General features: G+C 63.9%; 13 protein-coding genes and 1 tRNA gene. 9 read left to right on the top strand and 5 right to left on the bottom strand.

From position 1 onward, the window contains the following. Positions 1-63 precede the first annotated feature (63 nt). The 4 genes from XdyCFBP7245_RS00235 to XdyCFBP7245_RS00220 are packed head-to-tail and all read left to right on the top strand — an operon-like array spanning position 64 to position 4,712. Entirely contained in the window at positions 64-1,203 is a 1,140-nt protein-coding gene (locus XdyCFBP7245_RS00235; protein ID WP_104613873.1) for a LacI family DNA-binding transcriptional regulator, read from the top strand. A 13-nt stretch (positions 1,204-1,216) separates the two neighbouring features. Then, positions 1,217-2,527: an L-fucose:H+ symporter permease gene (gene fucP, locus XdyCFBP7245_RS00230; RefSeq protein ID WP_104613872.1), complete on the top strand. Its 1,311-nt coding sequence runs from the start codon at positions 1,217-1,219 to the stop codon at positions 2,525-2,527. Then, positions 2,524-3,510 carry a carbohydrate kinase family protein gene (locus XdyCFBP7245_RS00225; protein ID WP_170068414.1) on the top strand — a complete coding sequence of 329 codons (987 nt, stop codon included), beginning with the start codon at positions 2,524-2,526 and terminating at the stop codon, positions 3,508-3,510. Before fucP ends, XdyCFBP7245_RS00225 begins: the two co-directional genes overlap by 4 nt. Next, a complete protein-coding gene (locus XdyCFBP7245_RS00220) occupies positions 3,507-4,712 on the top strand; it encodes an AGE family epimerase/isomerase (RefSeq protein ID WP_104613870.1) in 1,206 nt (401 codons plus the stop codon). Before XdyCFBP7245_RS00225 ends, XdyCFBP7245_RS00220 begins: the two co-directional genes overlap by 4 nt. Positions 4,713-4,865: 153 nt before the next feature. Here the strand turns inward: XdyCFBP7245_RS00220 and metH are convergent, their stop codons facing one another. Genes metH through XdyCFBP7245_RS00200 form a run of 4 tightly spaced genes read right to left on the bottom strand, consistent with a single transcriptional unit; the run spans position 4,866 to position 10,145 of the window. Further along, positions 4,866-7,619: a methionine synthase gene (gene metH / locus XdyCFBP7245_RS00215; RefSeq protein ID WP_104613869.1), complete on the bottom strand. Its 2,754-nt coding sequence runs from the start codon at positions 7,617-7,619 to the stop codon at positions 4,866-4,868. Beyond that, positions 7,616-8,017, bottom strand: coding sequence for a hypothetical protein (locus tag XdyCFBP7245_RS00210; RefSeq protein WP_146091625.1), 402 nt, complete (start codon positions 8,015-8,017; stop codon positions 7,616-7,618). The genes metH and XdyCFBP7245_RS00210 overlap by 4 nt, the downstream gene beginning before the upstream one ends. Continuing rightward, the gene (locus XdyCFBP7245_RS00205; RefSeq protein ID WP_104613867.1) at positions 8,014-9,153 is read right to left on the bottom strand and encodes a homocysteine S-methyltransferase family protein; all 1,140 of its coding nucleotides are present in this window, start codon (positions 9,151-9,153) and stop codon (positions 8,014-8,016) included. The genes XdyCFBP7245_RS00210 and XdyCFBP7245_RS00205 overlap by 4 nt, the downstream gene beginning before the upstream one ends. Further along, positions 9,153-10,145 carry an ArsR/SmtB family transcription factor gene (locus XdyCFBP7245_RS00200; protein WP_170068412.1) on the bottom strand — a complete coding sequence of 331 codons (993 nt, stop codon included), beginning with the start codon at positions 10,143-10,145 and terminating at the stop codon, positions 9,153-9,155. The genes XdyCFBP7245_RS00205 and XdyCFBP7245_RS00200 overlap by 1 nt, the downstream gene beginning before the upstream one ends. A gap of 123 nt (positions 10,146-10,268) precedes the next feature. Between XdyCFBP7245_RS00200 and XdyCFBP7245_RS00195 the strand changes: the two genes are divergently transcribed. The 3 genes from XdyCFBP7245_RS00195 to XdyCFBP7245_RS00185 all read left to right on the top strand — a co-directional run bounded on the left by XdyCFBP7245_RS00195 (position 10,269) and on the right by XdyCFBP7245_RS00185 (position 13,430). Continuing rightward, positions 10,269-11,417: an acyl-CoA dehydrogenase family protein gene (locus XdyCFBP7245_RS00195; protein ID WP_104613865.1), complete on the top strand. Its 1,149-nt coding sequence runs from the start codon at positions 10,269-10,271 to the stop codon at positions 11,415-11,417. Between the two features lie 28 nt (positions 11,418-11,445). After that, complete coding sequence (locus XdyCFBP7245_RS24865) at positions 11,446-11,556, top strand: acyl-CoA dehydrogenase family protein (protein ID WP_228323466.1); 111 nt, start codon at positions 11,446-11,448, stop codon at positions 11,554-11,556. Positions 11,557-11,993: 437 nt separating this feature from the next. Beyond that, positions 11,994-13,430 carry a platelet-activating factor acetylhydrolase IB subunit gene (locus XdyCFBP7245_RS00185; RefSeq protein WP_104614218.1) on the top strand — a complete coding sequence of 479 codons (1,437 nt, stop codon included), beginning with the start codon at positions 11,994-11,996 and terminating at the stop codon, positions 13,428-13,430. Positions 13,431-13,865: 435 nt separating this feature from the next. Here XdyCFBP7245_RS00185 and XdyCFBP7245_RS00180 read toward each other — a convergent pair. Then, a tRNA-Leu gene (locus tag XdyCFBP7245_RS00180) sits at positions 13,866-13,952 on the bottom strand. A 121-nt stretch (positions 13,953-14,073) separates the two neighbouring features. On the opposite strand from XdyCFBP7245_RS00180, the gene rnr reads away from it, so the two are divergent. Together rnr and XdyCFBP7245_RS00170 are read left to right on the top strand one after the other, a co-directional pair. Continuing rightward, the gene (gene rnr, locus XdyCFBP7245_RS00175) at positions 14,074-16,599 is read left to right on the top strand and encodes a ribonuclease R (RefSeq protein WP_104613864.1); all 2,526 of its coding nucleotides are present in this window, start codon (positions 14,074-14,076) and stop codon (positions 16,597-16,599) included. 134 nt (positions 16,600-16,733) lie between these two features. After that, positions 16,734-17,207 (top strand): GFA family protein, encoded by a 474-nt coding sequence (locus XdyCFBP7245_RS00170; RefSeq protein ID WP_104613863.1) that lies wholly within the window; start codon positions 16,734-16,736, stop codon positions 17,205-17,207. Positions 17,208-17,264: the final 57 nt, after the last annotated feature.

Genomic DNA, 17,264 nt, shown 5'->3' with positions numbered 1-17,264 from the left:
TAATTGGATCGATCCAATTCAAGTCCATTACATGCGCGTTTTTCACCCAGCGGGGTCCGGCGCTTGACGCGTCCCAAGCAGACCTCCGTCGCACCGGAGGCAGGCGACGCGCGCCAGGCACGGCGTGGCGCGGTGACGCTGCGCGACATCGCAGGCGCAATCGGCGTGTCGCGCGCGACTGTGTCGCTGGTGCTACGGGGCAGCCCGCTGGTGCATGCCAGCACGCGCGCGCGGGTGGAAGCCGAGCTGGACCGGCAACATTATGTCTACAACCGGGCCGCGGCCAATCTGCGCCAGCGTACCTCGTCCAGCATCGCGCTGGTCATCAACGATCTGTCCAACCCGTTTTTCGCAGAGTTTGCAGCTGGCGTTGACGAAGCGTTGGGCGCGGCCGGCTATGTGACGCTGCTGGGCAGCACCGGCGAGTCCACGCAACGTCAACAGGCGGTACTGACCTCGTTGATGGAGCACACGCCGGCGGGGATCATCCTGTCGCCCGCCGAGGGCAGCCAGGCGCAGGCGCTGGCGCAGGTGCTCGGCCGCCAGCGCAACGTGGTGCTGTTCAATCGCGAGGTGGACGGGGCCGGTTGGGACCTGTTGGAGCTGGACAACGAGCAGGGTGCGTTTCTGGCCTGCACGCATCTGATTGCACAAGGGCATCGGCACATCGTGTTCTTCGGCGGTCATGCCGAATCCAGCTCGTGCCGGCAGCGTCGTGCCGGCTATACGCGCGCGATGTCCGGTGCGGGTCTGGCGGTGCAGTACGTCGAGTCGGCGCCCAATCGTCAGGACGCTGCACTGTGTGGCACGCGCATGCTCGACAACGCCGACCATACTGCGACCGCGGCGGTTTGCTACAACGACAGCGTTGCGCTTGGGCTGATGGCTGCGCTGGCGATGCACGGCAGCGTGCCGGGTCGCGATTTCGCGGTGACCGGCTTCGACGACATCGCCGAAGCCGCGTTGTTTACCCCGGCGTTGACCACGCTGGCTGCCGATCCGCGTGCGCGCGGCCAGCAAGCTGCGCAGCTGGTGCTGCAGCGCATCGGCAGCCCGGACCTGGCGTCGCAACGGCTGACAGCTGCAGTGGCGCTGAAGGTCCGCGCGAGTAGCGCCTGCGCGCCCTTACTCCTCTCTGTGTCTTCGCAACATCCCGCAAGCGATTCCCCCGTCCATTCCCCCACCAAGGCCTCAGGCCGCTGACCAGGCAACTCCTATGGTTTCCCTTTCCACGCAATCCACTGTGCCAAGCGGCAACAAGGCGCCCGTCAACAACGGCGTCGCGTTGTCGGTGGTCACCACGATCTTTTTCATGTGGGGCTTTCTCACCTGTCTCAACGACATCCTGATTCCGCATCTGAAGGCGGTGTTCGAGCTGAACTTTGCGCAGGCGATGCTGGTGCAGTTCACCTTCTTCGGTGCGTACTTCCTGATGTCGTTGCCGGCCGGTTGGCTGGTCAATCGCCTGGGCTACAAGCAGGGCATCGTGGCCGGGCTGGCGGTGGCGGCGGTCGGTGCGCTGGGTTTCTGGCCGGCGGCGGAACTGCGTGTCTACGGCGCATTCCTGGGGGCGTTGTTCGTGCTGGCGACCGGCATCACCATCCTGCAGGTGGCGGCAAATCCGTATGTCGCGTTGCTGGGTCCGGAGCGCAGTGCCTCCAGCCGGCTGACCCTGGCACAGGCGCTCAATTCGCTGGGGACCGCGATTGCGCCGCTGCTGGGCGGCTGGTTGATCCTCTCCAACACGGTGATGAGTGGCGACCAGCTCAAGGCGTTGCCGGACGCCGAGCAGCTGGCCTATCGCGTGCAGGAAGCGCAAGCCGTGCAAGGCCCCTACATCGGGCTGGGCGTGGTGCTGTTTCTGCTGGCGATCTTCGTGTTTCTGTTCCGTCTGCCCGCGTTGACCGATGCCGGCGCGCAGAAGGAAGAGAGCAAGCATTCGCTGCTGGATGCGCTGCGCCACCCGCATGTGCGCTTCGGTGTGCTGGCGATCTTCTTCTATGTCGGCGCAGAAGTGGCGATCGGCAGCCTGATGGTCAATTACTTCTCGTTGCCTGAGATCGGCGGGTTCACCGAGCGCGAGGCGACCAAGTACGTCTCGGCGTACTGGACCTTGGCGATGATCGGCCGCTTCATCGGTTCGGCGTTGTTGGCCAAGCTGTCGCCACGCGTGCTGCTGTCGGTATTTGCGGGCATCAATGCCTTCCTGCTGGGCCTGACCATGGCCAGTGGTGGCATGCTGGCGGTGTATGCGCTGGTGGCGATCGGGCTGTTCAACTCGATCATGTTCCCGACCATCTTTACCCTGGGCATCGAGCGGCTCGGTCCGCTGACCGGGCGCGTATCCAGCCTGTTGATCATGGCCATTGTGGGTGGCGCGATCGTGCCGTATCTGCAGGGCTTGCTGGCGGATCGTATCGGCCTGCATGAGTCGTTCGTGCTGCCGCTGGTGTGCTACCTGTACATCGTGTTTTACGGCATCTGGGGTTCGCGCTTGCGTGGCGCACTGGCGGAGGCGCGCGCATGAGTGCTGCCAAGAACCAGGTGGTTTGCTTCGGCGAAGCCTTGATCGACATGCTGGCCTTGCCGCAGGCCAGCACCGATGACGCGCGCACCTTCGCGCAATATGCCGGCGGTGCGCCGGCCAACGTGGCGGTTGCGGTGGCAAAGCTCGGCGGCGCTGCGCATTTTGTGGGCATGCTCGGGCGCGACATGTTTGGCGATTTCCTGTTGCAGAGTCTGCAGCAGGCCGGCGTTGTCACCGATGGCATCGTGCGCACCGATGAAGCCAAGACCGCGCTGGCATTTGTGGCGCTGGACGACGCCGGCGAGCGCAGTTTCAGCTTCTACCGGCCACCGGCAGCGGACCTGCTGTTCCGTCCGGAGCACTTTGCCGCCGATGGGTTTGCACAGGCCGCGGTGCTGCACGTGTGCTCCAACAGCATGACCGAGGATGCGATCGCGCAATGCACGCTGGACGGCATGCGCCGCGCGCGTGCCGACGGCGCCATCGTCAGCCTGGATCTCAATCTGCGCCCGATGCTGTGGCCGCAGGATGTGGACCCGGCTGCGTTGCTGTGGGAAGCGTTGGCGCTGGCCGACGTAGTCAAGCTCTCGCGCGAAGAACTGGAGTATCTGGCCGGCACCTTGCATAGCGACGCCAGCGCGGTGACGCAGAAGCTGTGGCAGGGCCACGCGCGCTGGCTGCTGGTCACCGACGGCGGTGGCCCGGTGCATTGGCAGACACGGGTGGATTCCGGCCAGGTGCCGGCGTTCACTGTGCAGGTGCGCGACAGCACCGCGGCTGGCGATGCGTTCGTCGGTGGCTTGCTGTATCAGCTGGCCGCACGTGCGAGCACGCTTGAACACCTGTGCGGCGATGCTGCGGCGATGACGCAGGTGATTCGTTTCGCCGCCGCTGTCGGTGCACTGGCAGTGACGCGCAAAGGCGCGTTCGCCGCGATGCCCAGCATCGATGAAGTCCATTCTCTGATCCAGGAACAAGCATGAGCCCGTTGCCCGCATCTCCCGCCCCCGATTTCCGCTCGGCCGATGTGTTACGCCAGCATATTGCCGACACCATGGCGTTCTATCACCCGCGCGCGATCGACCCGGCCGGTGGCTTCTTCCAGTATTTCAAGGATGACGGCAGCATCTACGATGCCGGCCACCGGCATCTGGTGAGCAGCACGCGCTTCGTGTTCAACTACGCGATGGCCTATCGCGAATTCGGCAACGCCGAGTACCTGCAAGCGGTGCGTCACGGCCTGGAGTATCTGCGCAACGTGCACCGCAATGCGGCCACTGGCGGGTATGCGTGGACGCTGCGCGATGGCGTGGTCGAAGACGACATGAACCACTGCTACGGCGTGGCGTTCGTGCTGCTGGCGTATTCGTGCGGCCTGAAAGCCGGTATTGCCGAAGCGCGCGAATGGATGGACGAAACCTGGCAGCTGCTGGAAAAGTACTTCTGGGAAGCGGACTTCGGCCTGTATCGCGATGAGGCCGATGCGCAGTTCAACTTCACCCGCTATCGCGGCCAGAACGCCAACATGCACATGTGCGAGGCGATGATCGCCGCCTACGAGGCCAGCGGCGAGCAGCGCTATCTCGATCGTGCGTTGCAGCTGGCCGACACCATGACCCGGCGCCAGGCGGCCAAGGCCGATGGGTTAGTGTGGGAGCACTACGACCCGCAATGGAACATCGACTGGGACTACAACCGCGATAACCCCAAGCATTTGTTCCGCCCCTGGGGGTTCCAGCCGGGTCACCAGACCGAGTGGGCCAAGCTGCTGATGCTGCTGGATCGCTACGCGCCGACAGACTGGTTGTTGCCGACCGCGCAGCATCTGTTCGATGTTGCGGTGGAGCGTTCCTGGGATGCGCAGCGCGGCGGGCTGTATTACGGCTTCGCACCCGACGGGCAGGTGTGCGATGACGACAAGTATTTCTGGGTGCAGGCCGAATCCTTGGCTGCAGCGGCCTTGTTGGCGCAGCGCAGTGGTGATGCGCGCTATTGGCGGTGGTACGACAAGCTGTGGGAGTACTCCTGGACCCACATGGTCGACCACCGCTACGGCGCGTGGTATCGCATTCTGGATGCGGATAACCGCAAGTACAGCGACGAGAAGAGCCCGGCCGGCAAGACCGATTACCACACCATGGGCGCGTGCTACGAAGTGTTGAACGTGTTGCGTCCAGCAGTTTGATGCGGGTGTGACCGGGCGCGGCCGTCTATGTGCGGCCGCGCCATGCTGTAGGAGCGCACCCGGGCGCGATGGGGCTTTATCGGTAAAGCCTTGTCGCGCCCGGGTGCGCTCCTACGTTAGTTGGTCGCTGCTTATGGCGATGCCGGCCCGGTGTTATTCCGGGTCGTAATCCAGATTCGATGCCAGCCAGCGCTCGGCCAATGCCAGGGTGATGCCCTTGCGCTTTGCGTAGTCGGCGACCTGTTCCTTGCCCAGTCGCCCGACCACGAAGTACTGGCTCTTGGGATGGCTGAAATAATACCCGGACACCGCTGCAGTCGGCAGCATCGCAAAGCTTTCGGTGAGCGACATGTCCGCGTTGCGTTCGGCATTGAGGAGATCGAACAGCGTGCGTTTTTCGCTGTGTTCCGGGCATGCGGGGTAACCGGGTGCCGGGCGAATACCGCGATAGCGTTCGGCAATCAAGGCTTCGTTGTCGAGCTCTTCGTTGTCGATGTAGCCCCAGAACTCGGTACGTACGCGCTGATGCAGGCGCTCGGCCAACGCTTCGGCCAGGCGATCGGCCAATGCCTTGAGCAGGATTGAGTTGTAGTCGTCGTGCGCCGCTTCAAAACGCGCAACATGCGGGTCGATACCGATGCCGGCAGTGACCGCAAACCCGCCGATCCAGTCCTGCTTGCCGCTGTGCTTGGGCGCGATGAAATCGGCCAGGCAGAAGTCGGGTCGGTCGACGGGTTTGTCGACTTGCTGACGCAAAAAATGCAAAAGCTGCCGCGATTGGGAGGTCGGGATTGGGGATTGGCCGGGCGGCTGCGAATCCCCAATCCCGATTGCCGAATCCCGGTGGTCCGTCAGGATCACCTCGACATCGTCGCCCACACTATTGGCCGGCCATAGCCCAAACACCGCCTTGGCGGTGAGCCACTTTTCGTCGACGATCTGCTTGAGCATACGTCGCGCGTCGCGATACAGCTCGCTGGCCTGGGTGCCGACGATCTCGTCGCTGAGGATGGCGGGGAATTTGCCGGCCAGCTCCCACGCCTGGAAGAACGGCGTCCAGTCGATCAGCTCGATCAATTCTTGCAGGGGGTAATCGTCGAATACGTGCAGGCCAGGCTGACGCGGAGTGGGCGGTGTGTAGTTAGCCCAATCGCCATCGAAACGCTGCGCGCGTGCCTTTTCCAACGACACCAGCCGTTTTGCATCGCCACGGTTGCGATGGCGTGCGCGGATCTCGGCGTAGTCCGCATCGTTGGCAGCGACGAATGCCTGACGCAGGTCGCGCGAAATCAGCGATTGCGCAACGCCTACCGCACGCGAGGCATCCTTCACCCACACCGTGGGTGCGGCGTAATGCGGGTCGATTTTCAGCGCGGTGTGCGCGCGCGAGGTGGTGGCGCCACCGATCAACAACGGAATCTGAAAACCCTGTCGCTGCATTTCGCGCGCCACATGCGACATCTCTTCCAGCGAGGGCGTAATCAAGCCGGACAACCCGATCAGATCCGCATTTTCTTCGCGCGCACGGTCCAGGATCACCTGCGCAGACACCATCACGCCCAGGTCCACCACGTCGAAGTTGTTGCATGCCAACACCACGCCGACGATGTTCTTGCCGATGTCGTGCACATCGCCCTTGACCGTGGCCATGATGATCTTGCCATTGGACTTGCCAACGTCGCCGGTGCGCAATTTTTCCGCTTCGATAAAGGGGAGCAGATAGGCCACGGCCTTTTTCATCACGCGCGCGGATTTGACCACCTGCGGCAGGAACATCTTGCCGGCGCCGAACAGGTCGCCGACCACGTTCATGCCGTCCATCAGCGGGCCTTCGATCACATCCAGCGGGCGTGTCGATTGCTTGCGCGCTTCTTCGGTGTCGGTTTCCACGTAGGCATCGATGCCATGCACCAGCGCATGCGCCAGGCGTGCACGCACCGGTTTGTCGCGCCAGGCCAGGTCCTCGACCTTGGCCGCGCCCTTGCTGCCCTTGTAGCGTTCGGCGATTTCCAGTAGCCGCTCGGTGCCGTCCTTGCGGCGGTTGAGGATGACGTCTTCCACGCGCTCGCGCAGGTCCGGGTCCAGCTCGTCGTAGATCGGCATACCACCGGCATTGACGATGCCCATGTCCATGCCGGCCTTGATCGCATGGAACAGAAACACCGAGTGAATCGCCTGACGCACCATCTCGTTGCCACGGAAGGAGAACGACACATTCGATACGCCGCCGGAGATGTGGCAATGCGGCAGCGTGCGCTTGATCTCGCGCGTTGCCTCGATGAAGTCCACTGCGTAGTTGTCGTGCTCCTCGATGCCGGTGGCCACGGCAAAGATGTTCGGGTCGAAGATGATGTCTTCCGGCGGGAAACCCACTTGCTCGGTCAGCACCTTGTAGGCGCGCGTGCAGATTTCCACCTTGCGTGCGCAGGTGTCGGCCTGGCCCACTTCATCGAAGGCCATCACCACCGCGGCTGCGCCGTAACGCAGCACCTTGCGCGCCTGCTCGATGAAGACTGCTTCGCCTTCTTTCAGCGAAATCGAGTTGACCACGCTCTTGCCTTGCAGGCATTTCAAGCCGGCTTCGATCACCGTCCATTTGGACGAATCCACCATCACCGGAATACGCGCGATATCCGGCTCGGACATGATCAGATTGAGAAAGCGTGTCATCGCTTTTTCGGAATCGATCAGGCCCTCGTCCATATTGACGTCGAGGATCTGCGCGCCGTTGGCGACCTGCTGGCGCGCCACGTCCACCGCTTCTTCGTAACGCTCTTCCTTGATCAGCTTGCGGAATTGCGCGCTGCCGGTGACGTTGGTGCGCTCGCCGACGTTGACGAACAGCAGGTCCGGCGTGATGACCAGCGGCTCCAGGCCGGACAGGCGGGTGTAGCGGGGAGTGCTCATGCGATGCTCTGGTGGGCGTCGGACGTGGCGAATGTCCAGGCGAGGCGATGATGGTTGGCGGTCGGCAGGGCGCGGATCGAGAGGCCCCTCATCCGCCCTTCGGGCACCTTCTCCCGCGTGCGGGAGAAGGAAGCTTTCGTCCAGCTGCCGAGCAATGCGCCGTGCTTCTCCCGCGTGCGGGAGAAGGTGGCCTTCGTCCAGGTGCCGAGCAATGAGCTGTGCTTCTCCCGCGTGCGGGAGAAGGTGGCTTTCGTCCAGGTGCCGAGCAATCCGTCATGCTTCTTCGGCGTGCGGGAGAGGGCGGTTTTCGTCCAGCTGCCGAGCAATGCGCTGTGCTTCTCCCGCGTGCGGGAGAAGGTGGCGCGCAGCGCCGGATGAGGGCCCACGTTCTGCATCACGCCGCCAGCTCCTGCGCACCCGGCAATTGCCGCGGCGGCAGATCCGCTACCGCTTCGGCAATTGCGCGGATGTGGTCCGGCGATGTACCGCAGCAACCGCCAACCAGATTCAGCAAGCCGGACTGGGCAAATTCGCGCAGCGTCTCGGCCATCTCCTCGGGCGTTTCGTCGTATTCGCCAAACGCATTCGGCAACCCGGCGTTCGGATGCGCACTGACATAGGCGTCGGCGATCTGCGCCAGCGTTTCCACATGCGGACGTAGATCCTTCGCGCCCAGCGCGCAATTCAGCCCCACCGACAGTGGCCGCCCGTGTGCGACTGAGGCGTAGAACGCTTCGGCAGTCTGGCCGGATAGCGTGCGACCGGACGCATCGGTAATGGTGCCGGAGACCATCACCGGCAGGCGCCCGCCACGTGCTTCGAAGACTTCTTCGATCGCGTACAGCGCGGCCTTTGCATTGAGCGTATCGAAGATGGTCTCCACCATCAGCGTGTCGGCGCCGCCGTCGATCAAACCCTCGACAGCCTCGCGGTAGGTCGCGCGCAATGCATCGAAACTGGTATTGCGGTAGCCGGGGTCGTTGACGTCCGGGCTGATCGACGCGGTGCGGCTGGTGGGGCCGAGCACACCGATGACAAAGCGCGGTTTGTGCGGCGTCAGCGCTTCGACGGCATCGCAGCATTCACGCGCGACCTGCGCGCCGGCCTTGTTCAATTCGTACACCACGTGTTCCAGGTGATAGTCGGCCTGGCTGACCGAGGTGGCGTTGAACGTGTTGGTTTCCAGCAGATCGGCACCGGCATCCAGATAGGCGCGGTGGATGCCGGCGATGATCTCGGGGCGGGTCAGCAACAACAGATCGTTGTTGCCTTTCAGATCGTGACCTTCCTGCGTGTGGGCGTGATCGCAGCCCGGGCCATGCACATGCGCGCTGTCGTAGCCCTCGGCAAACCGCGTGCCGCGATAGTCGGTTTCCTGCAGATCGTGGCGCTGGATCATGGTGCCCATCGCGCCATCGATGATGAGGATGCGTTCGCGCAGCGCGGCAGTGAGCTTGGCTGCACGGTCCGGGCGCAGCCATGGCAGCGAGAACGGGATTGGGGGTTCGGACTTTGCGATTGGCAGGGATGTCATCAGCCAGTTCTCCGCGCACTCGTGCTGTTGCTTTCAAGCAATCCCGACTCCCGACTTCCGACTCCCGGCTTCATCGCAATCAACGAGATCACTTCGAAATGGGGCGGGCGTTTCTCGCGCGTCACCGTCTCCAGGCTGGACACATCCAGTCCGGCTTTTTCGACGAACTTGCGCAATTCCTTGGCGGCAAACCCGAGATTGACGTGGCCATACGCATGCACGGCCGCGCGGTGTTCGTGCTTGGCCAGGCTGCACAGCAGCAGGCGCCCGCCGGGGCGCAGCACGCGTGCGGATTCGGCCACCGCCTGCGCCGGTTTTGCGGCATAGGTCAGCGCGTGCATCAGCACCACCAGGTCGAAGCTGGCATCGGGGAAGGGCAGCGCATGCATATCGCCTTCGCGCACTTCCACGTTGCGCAGTTTGCGCAAGCGCTCGCTGGCAGCGGCAACCACGCGTGCGCTGGTGTCGATGCAGATGTAGCGGGTGGCATGCGGGGCGACCAGTTCGGCCAGCACGCCGTCGCCGGAGGCGATGTCGAGCACGTCGCCGGTTTCCAGTAAGGGCAGGGCGGTACGCGCCAGCGCTTCCCAGGTGCGGCCGGGCGAGTAGTGCCGCTCCATGTCGCCGGCTACCGAATCGGCCCAGTTCTGGTCGGCGGCGCGGTTGGCCAGCACGGCCGCCACGCGTTCGGCATCCTGGCGCAGCAGCGGGTCGTCGCTACCGGTGCTCAGCGCCAGCCACAGCGCCCGCTGGGCCGGGTCCAGCGACACTTCGTCGAAGCGGTAATACGCCGACACCCCGGCGCGGCGGTCGCGCACCAGCCCGGCTTCCTTGAGCTTGGCCAGGTGAGTGGACACGCGCGGCTGGGCCAGGCGGGTGATGGCCGACAGCTCGGCCACGGTGAGTTCTTCCTGTTCCAGCAGCGCCAGCAGGCGTACCCGGGTGGCGTCGGCAAACACTTTCAGGCGCGCCGACCAGTCTTCCAGATCCATGAATATCTCTATATCGCGATATGGAGATATTTTCGGCCCGGCGGGGTGTGGGGTCAACTACATACGCATGCGAATGGTTGGGGCTACAATGGCCGCTCAGCCAATACCCGGGAGGGGTCGAACGTGGATTTCAGCTTTACCGAAGAGCAACTGATGATCCAGGACGTGGCCCGCCGGATCGCCCAGGAAAAGATCGCCCCCAGCGCCGAGCAGTTCGACCGCAGCGGCGAGTTCCCGCTGGACAACATCCGGCTGCTGGGCGAAAACGGTCTGATGGGCATCGAGGTGCCGGCCGAGTACGGCGGTGCCGGCATGGACCCGATCAGCTACGCGCTGGCGATGATCGAGATCGCGGCCGGCGACGGCGCGCACTCCACCATCATGTCGGTCAACAACTCGTTGTTCTGCACCGGCATCCTGAAGAACGGCAGCGAGGCGCAGAAGCAGCTGTACGTGCGCGCAATCGCCGAAGGCACGCATATCGGCGCATTTGCGCTGACCGAACCGCAGTCCGGCTCGGATGCATCGGCGATGCGCTGCCGCGCGGTCAAACAGGCCGACGGCAGCTTCGTCATCAACGGCAAGAAGAGCTGGATCACCTCCGGCCCGGTGGCCAAGTACATCGTGTTGTTTGCGGTGACCGAGCCGGAGAAGGGCTCGCGCGGCATCACCGCCTTTATGGTCGACACCGACAAGCCCGGCTTTCATCGCGGCAAGACCGAGCCCAAGCTGGGCATTCGCGCCTCGGCCACTTGCGAGATCGAGTTCGCCGACTATGTGGCCCAGCCGGACGAGGTGCTGGGCGTGGAAGGCGAGGGCTTCAAGACCGCGATGAGCGTGCTCGATGCCGGGCGCATCGGCATCGCCTCGCAAGCGGTCGGCATTGCGCGCGCCGCGTATGAAGCCACGCTTGCGTACGTCAAGGAACGTAAAGCCTTCGGAGCGGCCATCGGTACGTTCCAGATGACCCAGGCCAAGATTGCTGACATGAAGTGCAAGCTGGATGCGGCGCTGTTGTTGACGCTGCGTGCGGCCTGGCTCAAGGGGCAGGGCAAGACGTTCGGCACCGAAGCGGCGGTCGCCAAGCTCACCGCATCGGAGGCGGCAATGTGGATCACCCACCAAGCGGTGCAGATCCACGGCGGCATGGGCTATTCGAAGGAAATGCCGCTTGAGCGCTACTTCCGCGATGCCAAGATCACGGAAATCTACGAAGGAACATCTGAAATTCAACGCCTGGTGATCGCGCGCGGCGAGACCGGGCTACGCTGAGGTCGTCCGCACTCCAGCGCTGCCGCAGGTGCGGCAACGCTGGAACGCTCTGCGCGATGCCAAGATCACGGAAATCTTTGAGGGAACGTCTGAAATTCAACGCCTGGTGATTGCGCGCGGGGAAACCGGGCTGCGTTGAAGTCGGCGCGGACGCGTGCGGCTAGTGCGCGCTGCGCGATGCGGCTCTGCGCGCTATCGAGAGCAGCAAGATCTATCCAGGCGACGTGCAGATCCCTCTGCCTTCACTTGCTTGCGGGGAAGGCGGGCTTCGTAGGCGGATGGGCCCGCATGGGGCCCTCATCCGGCGCTGCGCGCCACCTTCTCCCGCAGGCGGGAGAAGGGAGTGTCGTGTCGGTGCATCGGTGCCTCGTCTAGTCGTTGCATCGTTAGTCCTGCCTCGACAGTGGGGCGGAAAGGGCGCGCTTGTCGGATTAGCTTGTGAGGTGCCAACGGCGCAGCCCACAATCGGAATTCCTCCGATCCTTTCTGTCACGCATGCTTACGTTTCCCTCCCTGTTTCGCGGTCGTATCCGGCCGCTTGCCGCGATCGGCCTTGGCATGTCGTGGTGCCTGCTGATGCTGCCTGCGCTTGCGCAAACGCCATCTCCCTCGATCGTGCCCACCGACCGCCTGCAGGAGCCCTGGTGGTCTCAGCGTCACGCGCAGGTGCTGGAGCAGGTCAAACAGCATCCTGAGACGATGCTGCTGTTGATCGGCGATTCCATCACGCAGAACTACGAGAAATCCAAGGCGCCCGACGAAGACTTTCAGCCCACCTGGCAGACCTTCTACGGCAGCCGCGGCGCGCTCAATCTGGGCTTCAGTGGCGATGGCACCGAAAACGTGCTGTGGCGTCTGGCCAATGGCGAAGTGGATGGCTTGCAGCCCAAGGTCGCGCTGGTGCTGATCGGCACCAATAACACCGGCCACCTCGGCCAGAGTGCAGAGCAGACCCAGCTCGGCATCGACGCGGTAGTCGCGGCAATCGAACAAAAGCTGCCGCGTACGCACATCCTGCTGTTGAGTGTGCTGCCCAGCGCGGTTTCCGGCGAAAAATCGCGTCGCGATGCGCAGATCAACCAGGGTCTGGCGGTGCGCTACGGCGACAACCCGCGTGTGACCTATCTGGATGTGAGCGCGGTGTTCCAGCGCGACGGCAAGCTGCGCACCGAGTTGTTTTACGACACGCGCTTTCGTCCGGCGGCCGGTGCATTGCACCCGGATACGCAGGGCCAGCGCATGCTCGCCGAGGCGATCGAGCCGACCCTGGCGCGACTGTTGGGTGAAGCGCCGGTCAAGCCGGTGGCCGAGCTCGGTCGCGACGTGACCACTGCCTTGATGCCGGTCGATTGGCTGGAGCAGGATTCCTACGATTGGTACGCGCGCCATCATGCCGCGCTGGCTGCCGCGCGCAGTTTGAAGCCGGAGGTGGTGATGATTGGCGATTCGATCACCCACTTCTGGGCCGGCCCGCCACAGGCCACGCGCGTCAGCGGGCCGCAGTCCTGGCAGTGGCTGTACGGCCAGCGGCCGGTATTGAATCTGGGCTTTGGCTGGGACCGCACCCAGAACGTATTGTGGCGCATCCGCCAGGGCGAGCTCGACGGCCTCGATCCGCGTTGGGTGGTGCTGCATATCGGCACCAACAATCTCACCGGCACCGCGCAATCGCGTGCGAGTACGCCAGCCGAAACCGCGCAGGGCGTCGATGCCATCGTGCGCGAAGTGCGCACACGCATGCCCAACAGTAAGTTGATTTTGATGGCGATCATGCCGCGCGGCCGCCCTTCTAGGGATCCGCAACGCGGCCCGATTGCCGAAACCAACCGCCTGCTGCGCGAACGCTATGCGGCCAACCCATCGGTGCGTCTGGTCGATATCGGCAAGCAGCTGCTGCAGCCCGATGGCAGCCTGCCGGAGGCGCTGATGCCCGACGGTACGCATCCCAGCGAAGCCGGTTACAGGATCTGGGCGCAGGCCCTGCGCGATGCTGGAATAACGGCCGCTCCGTAGGGCAGCCATCACGGCGGCGCCCGCCAGGCAGGTGGGTGCTGTCGTTTCGAAGTCTTGGTGTTTGACCGTGGTGCAGCGTGCGCCGTAGGTCTGGGTAGCGACGCGTTGGTCGTCGTTCTGATCGGCGGTCGTGATGAAGTGGAGCGCAAGGCCGCGTAGGCGTCGCGATCATCCGGTCACGTCGATGGATCAATCGGCGGAGCGCAGCTAGTCAAATGACTGTGCTCACCACCCGGCGGGCGCGGCCGGTGCCCGGAACTGGCACTTACCAATCGTCCATTGCGATTTTGAGCGCGCCGTCCACATCCGGCCGACGACTGCCCGCTAAGTTTTCTTAGCGGCTCTGAATCACCTCATCGGCCTTCAACCGCAGCGCCCGCATTTTCAAACCCCAGAAACCAGAAGACCCCCGATCGCTCGGAGGTCTTTTTAAACTGGTGCCCAGAAGAGGACTCGAACCTCCACGAAGTTGCCCCCGCTAGCACCTGAAGCTAGTGCGTCTACCAATTCCGCCACCTGGGCAGGTGAGCCGCGAATTTTGCAGACTCCTGGCGGGGTTGTCAACGGGTGATGTGTAGCAATCGCCAACGGCCTGGCTAGCCTTGCCGCCCATGTCATGACCGCAGGGGTTACCATTAGGGCAATGACAAAGAAAAATACCCCCGATTCCGACCGGCCCAGCCGCCGCAAATCCGCCAGCCCGGGCGAGTCCACCACCGCCGAGCAACAAAAACTGCCGGGCTGGATGCCGGACTTCCTGGTCCGCGCTGCGGCAGGTGCGTCCACCAAATCCGCCAACAAGCGCGCTGCGGCAAAGGCGTCGTCCGATCAGCCGGCACCTCCAGTCGAGCCTGCTGCGCCCCGCGCGCCGCATCCACGCAAGAGCGGTCCGGCCGCGCCGCCGCCGGAACGTTTCCAGAAAGACACCGTCCAGGCCGTCGCCGACACCGGATTCAAGGACCCGCATGCCGACCGCGAGGCATTGCGCTACGCCGAGCCGATCGCCAGCCGCGAGGCCATCCTGCAGCTGCTGGAAGCCTGCGACGGCCCGCAGACCGCCGAAGAGATCGCCGAGCAGCTGGGCCTGAGCGATCGCATCGAGGCGCTGGGCAAGCGCCTGGCGGCGATGGTGCGCGAGGCGCAGTTGGTGCAGAACCGTCGCGGCGGCTACGCGCCGGTGCAGCAGACCAGCCTGATCGCCGGCGTGGTGATCGCCAATCCGGAAGGCTTCGGTTTCCTCAAGCCGGACGAGGGCGGTGACGACCTGTTCCTGCCGCCGTACGAAATGCGCAAGGTGATGCACGGCGACCGTGCATTGGCCAACGTGACCGGTATCGACCGCCGTGGCCGCCGCGAAGGCGCCATCGCACGCGTGCTGGAACGGCGCATGTCGCGCATGATCGGGCGCTTCTTCTACGAACATGGCGTGGCCTACGTCTACCCGGACGACAAGCGCGTGCAACGCAACGTGCAGATTGCGCCGGACGGCATTGGCGAGGCGCGCGAAGGGCAGTTGGTGGTGTGCGAACTGATCGCGCCGCCTGACGCGCGCCGCCCGGCCATCGGCAAGATCATCGCGGTGCTGGGCGACAAGCTGACGCCGTCGTTGGTGGTGGAAATGGCCATCCATGGCCATGAATTGCCGCACGAATTCCCGCAGGAAGTGCTGGACCAAGCGGCCGCCGTGCCGTTGGTGGTCGAGCCGCAGATGATCGGTGGGCGCGTGGACCTGCGGCAGATGCCGCTGGTCACCATCGATGGCGAGGACGCCAAGGATTTCGACGACGCGGTGTATTGCGAACCCAATGCCGACGGTTTCCGTCTGGTGGTGGCGATCGCCGACGTGTCCAACTATGTGCGTCCCGGCACGCCGCTGGACGATGAAGCGCAAAAGCGCGCCACCTCGGTGTATTTCCCGGGGTTCGTGGTGCCGATGCTGCCGGAGACCCTGTCCAATGGCATTTGCTCGTTGATGCCCAAGGTCGACCGCATGTGCTTTGTCTGCGACATGCAGGTGGGCCGCGATGGCGAAGTGACCGGCTCGCGTTTTTACGAAGCGGTGATGAACTCGCATGCGCGCCTGACCTATAACCAGGTCTGGAAGGCGGTTGGCGAAGACGATGCCGATACCAAGGCATTCATCGGCCCGTTGTTGCCGCAGGTGCAGCGTCTGCATCAGCTGTACAACGTGTTGTCGAAGGCGCGGACGCATCGCGGTGCAATCGAGTTCGAAACCTCCGAAGTGCGCTTTGTGCTCGACAACACCGGTGAGGTCACCCAGGCCGGCATGCTGGTGCGGAACGACGCGCACAAGCTGATCGAAGAATGCATGATCGCCGCCAACGTGGAAGCCGCGCGCTATCTGCTGGGCGTGCATGTGCCTGCACCGTATCGCGTGCACGAGCGGCCGCCGGAGAGCAAGTACGAAGACCTGCTGGAGTTCCTTAAGGAATTCCAGCTCAGCCTGCCGGCGTGGAGCAAGGTGCGCCCGGGCGATTACACCAAGCTGCTGAAGAAGGTGCGTGCGCGCCCGGATGCCGCGCTGCTGGAATCGGTGCTGCTGCGCAGCCAGAGCCTGGCGGTGTATTCGCCCGACAACAACGGTCACTTCGGTCTGGCGTTGGAGGCATATGCGCACTTCACCTCGCCGATCCGCCGTTACCCGGATCTGCTGGTGCATCGCGCGATCAAGCACGCGCTGACCGGCGCCAGCCCGGAAAAATTCATCTACACGCCGCGGCAGATGGCGGCGCTGTCGCTGCAATGCTCCGAGCGTGGGCGACGTGCCGATGAAGCCGAGCGCGAAGTGGACGAGCGTTATCGCGCCGCCTGGATGGAAAAGCATGTCGGCGGCCAGTTCGATGGCGTGATCAGCGGCGTGACCGGCTTCGGCCTGTTCGTGGAGCTGACCCAGTCCAAGGTCAATGGCCTGGTGCATGTCACCCAGTTGCCGCAGGACTATTACCAGTTCGACCCGATCCGCAAGACGCTCAGCGGCGAGCGCCGTGGTCGCGAGTTCCGTCTGGGCGATCCGGTACGCGTACTGGTGCTCAAGGCCAGCATGGAAGAACGCAAGATCGACTTCCGTTTGGCAGAGGATGGTGCGCCTACAGAAGCACCGCTGCCGCCGCGCGAGAAGCCGACCAAGCGCAAGAAAAAGTCGTATTGATGCTGGATGCATGGTGTTGCGGGCGGCCGGAATGGCTGCCCGCAGTGCATCGAGTTGGCAAGTGCGTCATGAGTGCCGCCGCGTGCCGGTATGACGCGTTGGCTTGCATCACACGCTGATCTGAGGGGCAAACGATGCGTGCATCTTGCGAATACAGCGGTGGCTGCCAATGTGGTGCCGTGCGTTTTCATGTGCGCGGCGTGCTGGATGACGCATCGATCTGTCATTGCCGCATGTGTCAGAAAGCCTTCGGGGCGTATTACGCGCCGCTGGTGTCGGTGCGCGGCACCGAGTTCCGCTGGACCCGTGGCGAGCCCAAGCGCTTCGCATCCTCGTCAGTGGTACAGCGCGGCTTTTGCGCCGAGTGCGGGACGCCGTTGACCTATGAAGCGCCCGACGGCGTGGCGATTGCCGCCGGTGCATTCGATAGGCCGGAGCGGTTGCCTCCGCACATTCAGTACGGGCTGGAGCGCAAGTTGCCGTTCGTCGATACCCTGGCGCAGCTGCTGACACGCCCGAGCGAGGACGACGCGGCTGCATGGGCGTTTCAGGCAGCTCTTGTATCGCATCAGCATCCGGATCACGACACCGAGCGGTGGCCGGTGTAAGCGGTCATGTGGCTTCGCAATGCAGCTCATTGCTGTGTTCAAACATGCGGATGTCGG

Origin of the sequence: Xanthomonas dyei, from assembly GCF_002939865.1 — a bacterium.
Lineage (GTDB): Bacteria > Pseudomonadota > Gammaproteobacteria > Xanthomonadales > Xanthomonadaceae > Xanthomonas > Xanthomonas dyei.
The sequence above is the reverse complement of the archived record's forward strand: the minus strand, read 5'-3'. Positions and strand labels throughout refer to the sequence as shown.